Below are 3,558 nucleotides of genomic sequence, written 5' to 3'. Positions count from 1 at the left end.
GACGCCGCGGTGATCGCGGTGCTGGCTGGTGATGATGTAGATGCTCTCGCGTCGCGCGTGCGCGACGCGCTTGCCGCGCAGGTTGCCGTGGCGCCGCGCGCCGAGGTGGTGGTGCAGTCGCTGCGTGAACGTGGTGCGATCGTCACCGTCCCGATGTTGAGCGACGCGATTGTCTTCACCAACGAGTGGGCGGCCGAACACCTGCTGCTGGTGGTGCGGGACGATGTGCGTGACAGCACACTCGCCGCGCTGCGCAGTGCCGGCACCATTTTCGTGGGTGCCTCCAGCAGCGTGGCCTACGGCGACTACATGACGGGCGCCAATCATGTGCTCCCCACCGCGGGCGCCGGCCGCAGCTACTCGGGGCTCAGCACCCTCGACTTCGTGCGTTGGACCACGTGGCAGGAAGTCACCCCCGCGGCTGCCGCCTCTCTCAGTGAAGATGTGGGCCGTTTCGCCGACGCCGAGGGGCTGCCGGCGCACGCGGCCGCCGCGCGCGCATGGGGGGCCCGGTCATGACCGACCGTCTCGCCTTCGCTCGCGCTTTATATGATGCGGTACCGCTGTACGACCCCAAGCGTGCGCCGGTGGAGCTCGATCTCACCGACAACACCAATCTGTGGGGGCTGCCGCCCACAGCCGAGCGCACACTGCGTGAACTCGCCGTGTCGCGCATCACGCGCTATCCGTCGCTGTACGCGGCGGAGCTCAAGGAAGCGCTCGCGCAGTTCGTGGGCGCCACGCCGGAGTGCATCGTAACCGGCTGCGGCTCCGACGACATTCTCGACAGTGCCATGCGCGCGTTCGGTGAACCCGGCAGCGTGGTGGCCAGCAGTGAGCCAAGCTTCGCGATGATTCCCATCTTCGCGCAGATGAACGGGCTGCAGTACGTGGGCGTCCCCGAGTTGCCCGATCACCAGCCCGATCTCGACGCGCTACTCGCGGCCAACCCGCGCATTCTGTATCTCTGCTCGCCCAACAACCCCACCGGCGCCGTGCTGAAGCGTGAAACGCTGGAACGCGCGGTGCGCGAAGCGCCTGGGGTCGTGTTCGTGGATGAAGCGTACGCCGAGTTCAGTGGCGTATCGGCGGTGGACCTCGCGATGCGCGTGGACAACCTGCTCGTCATCCGCACCATGTCGAAGGCGTTCGGCCTCGCCGGGCTGCGCGTGGGCTACGGCATTGGGGCCACGCCGCTCGTGCGCGACGTGGAGAAGTCGCGCGGGCCGTACAAGCTCAACTCCGTGGCCGAACAGATGGCGCTCGCCGCCTTGCGCCACGACATGCAGTGGGTGCACGAGCACGTGACGCTGGCGGTGACGAACCGCGAGCGCCTTGCCGCGGCGTTGCGTGATCGTGGCTACACGCCGCTCGAGTCGCACGCCAACTACGTGTGCGTGCCGGTCGCGCGCGCAGTCGAGGTGGGGCAGGCCTTGCGCGCCCGTGGCGTGGCGGCGCGACCGTTCCCCGGGCTGCCGCATGTGGGCGATACCCTGCGCATCAGTGTGGGACCGTGGGAGCTGGTGGAGCAGTTCCTGGTGGCGTTCGACGATGCCACGGCCGACGTGTATGGAGCTGCCTCATGAGTCACGCGCGTCCCGTTCGTGTGACGGTGTTCGATTACGGCGCCGGCAACCTGCACTCGCTGGTGAAGGCCATCGAGGCAGGCGGTGCCGACGTGCGCGTGGAGACCGATCCGGCCACCGCCGTACGCGACACCGACGCACTCGTTTTGCCTGGCGTGGGTGCGTTCGCACCGGCCGCCGAACGGTTGGCTCCCGGCCGTGTCGCCATGCGCGAGGCACTGCTTGGTGGACTGCCGGCGCTCGGCATCTGTCTGGGTATGCAACTGTTGTTCGACGCCAGCGACGAAGGGCCGGGCGATGGACTGGGCATCGTGCCCGGTCGCGTGGCCAGACTTCGCGCCGAACGGGTGCCGCAGATCGGTTGGAATCGGTTGGATGACATCCGTGACCCGCTCCTGCAGGCGGCCGCCCTCGATGTGGCGTACTATGCCAATTCCTACGTAGGGCGCCCCACCGCCGAGGGCGAAGCGTTCGTCACGGCATGGAGCGAACACGAGGGTGATCGGTTCCCGGCCTCCGTGCGGCGCGCGAACGTCATCGGCACCCAGTTCCATCCCGAAAAATCGAGCATCCGTGGCGTGGCGTTCGTGCGCGCCTTCCTCGACTTCGCGACTTCAGTGAGAGACACCAAGGAGAGCAAGGCATGATCGCGATTCCAGCGGTAGACCTGCGCGGCGGCAAATGCGTGCAACTGGTGGGCGGCGACTACGACGCGGAAAAGATCCGTCTCGACGATCCCGCGTCGGTAGCGCGCGACTGGGTGCGCGAGGGGTTCAATCGCCTGCACGTGGTGGATCTCGACGCGGCCACGGGTCGCGGTCGCAATGACGAGGTGATTCGCGAAATCCTGCGCACCGCCGGTGTGCCGGTGCAGGTGGGTGGCGGCGTGCGTGACGAATCGCGCATCGAACGCCTGCTGGACGAAGGCGCCGAGTACGTGGTGGTAGGGACCCGCGCCGTCGAAGACGAAGACTGGCGCCGGGATATGGCCAACCAGTTTCCCGGCCGCCTCATCATCGCCGCCGATGTGCGCGAGCGATACGTGGTGACGAAAGGGTGGGCAGAAACGTCGCGCCTCAACGTGGTGGACTTCGTGGAAGAGCTGTCCACGCTACCGCTGGCGGGTGTCCTCGTCACGGCGGTGCATCTCGAAGGGAAGATGGAGGGCACGGATCTCCCGCTCATGGAAGACGTGGCCGAGGCGAGCGCCTGGCCCGTGTTCGCGTCGGGTGGGGTGACGAGCCTGGAAGACATGCGGGCACTCGAACACCGCGGCCTGTCGGGCGCGGTACTGGGTATGGCACTCTACACAGGCGCGATCGACCCGCGCCGTCTCGCGGAGGAGTTCGGCGCATGACCGTCGTCGTCAGAGAATCGAAGGAAACGCAGATCCGCATCGCGCTGGACGAGCCCACGTCCGATCTGCCGACAATCGACACCACCGAGCCGTTTCTCGATCACATGCTCGTGGCGCTGTCGAAGTATTCCGGTGTGTCGTTCGATATTCAGGCCAAGGGTGATCTGCGCCACCACCTCATCGAGGATGTCGCCATTGCCCTCGGCGCCGCGTTCGCCGCGCACACGCCGGCCACCTGCGCCCGCTACGGCGAGCGCACTGTCCCCATGGACGATGCGCTGGTGCAGGTGGTGATCGACATGGGTGGCCGTCCGTACTATCGCGGGCCGCTGCCGAGCGGGTTGTACGATCACTTCATGCGCTCGTTCGCCGATAACGCGAAGGCCACGTTGCACGTACGCGTGCTGCGCGGTACCGACAGGCATCACATCATCGAGGCCGCCTTCAAGGCGCTGGGCTTTGCGCTGCGCGAAGCGCTCGTGGAAACGGGCGCCGTGTTCAGCACCAAGGGGTCGGTGAAGCTCGACGTGCAGGGCGGAGCGGGCTGATGCTCACGCGTCGCGTGATCGTCTGCCTCGACGTAAAGGGCGGGCGCGTGGTGAAGGGCGTGAACTT

At 67.1% G+C, this 3,558-nt stretch carries 5 protein-coding genes; all 5 read left to right on the top strand.

From position 1 onward, the window contains the following. On the top strand, positions 1-519 hold a 519-nt coding region (locus ACIQ6O_RS14585), incomplete at its 5' end, for a histidinol dehydrogenase (RefSeq protein WP_396208510.1). After that, positions 516-1,586 (top strand): pyridoxal phosphate-dependent aminotransferase, encoded by a 1,071-nt coding sequence (locus tag ACIQ6O_RS14580; protein WP_396208509.1) that lies wholly within the window; start codon positions 516-518, stop codon positions 1,584-1,586. The genes ACIQ6O_RS14585 and ACIQ6O_RS14580, both read left to right, overlap by 4 nt. Then, a complete protein-coding gene (gene hisH / locus ACIQ6O_RS14575; protein ID WP_396208508.1) occupies positions 1,583-2,233 on the top strand; it encodes an imidazole glycerol phosphate synthase subunit HisH in 651 nt (216 codons plus the stop codon). The genes ACIQ6O_RS14580 and hisH overlap by 4 nt, the downstream gene beginning before the upstream one ends. Further along, positions 2,230-2,943 carry a 1-(5-phosphoribosyl)-5-[(5-phosphoribosylamino)methylideneamino]imidazole-4-carboxamide isomerase gene (gene hisA, locus ACIQ6O_RS14570; RefSeq protein WP_396208507.1) on the top strand — a complete coding sequence of 238 codons (714 nt, stop codon included), beginning with the start codon at positions 2,230-2,232 and terminating at the stop codon, positions 2,941-2,943. The genes hisH and hisA overlap by 4 nt, the downstream gene beginning before the upstream one ends. Then, the gene (locus ACIQ6O_RS14565) at positions 2,940-3,491 is read left to right on the top strand and encodes an imidazoleglycerol-phosphate dehydratase (RefSeq protein WP_396208506.1); all 552 of its coding nucleotides are present in this window, start codon (positions 2,940-2,942) and stop codon (positions 3,489-3,491) included. Before hisA ends, ACIQ6O_RS14565 begins: the two co-directional genes overlap by 4 nt. Positions 3,492-3,558 lie beyond the last annotated feature (67 nt).

The sequence above is a fragment of the Gemmatimonas sp. genome (assembly GCF_044345575.1).
Classification (GTDB): Bacteria; Gemmatimonadota; Gemmatimonadetes; order Gemmatimonadales; family Gemmatimonadaceae; genus Gemmatimonas.
This window is presented reverse-complemented; position numbering and strand designations above follow the sequence as displayed.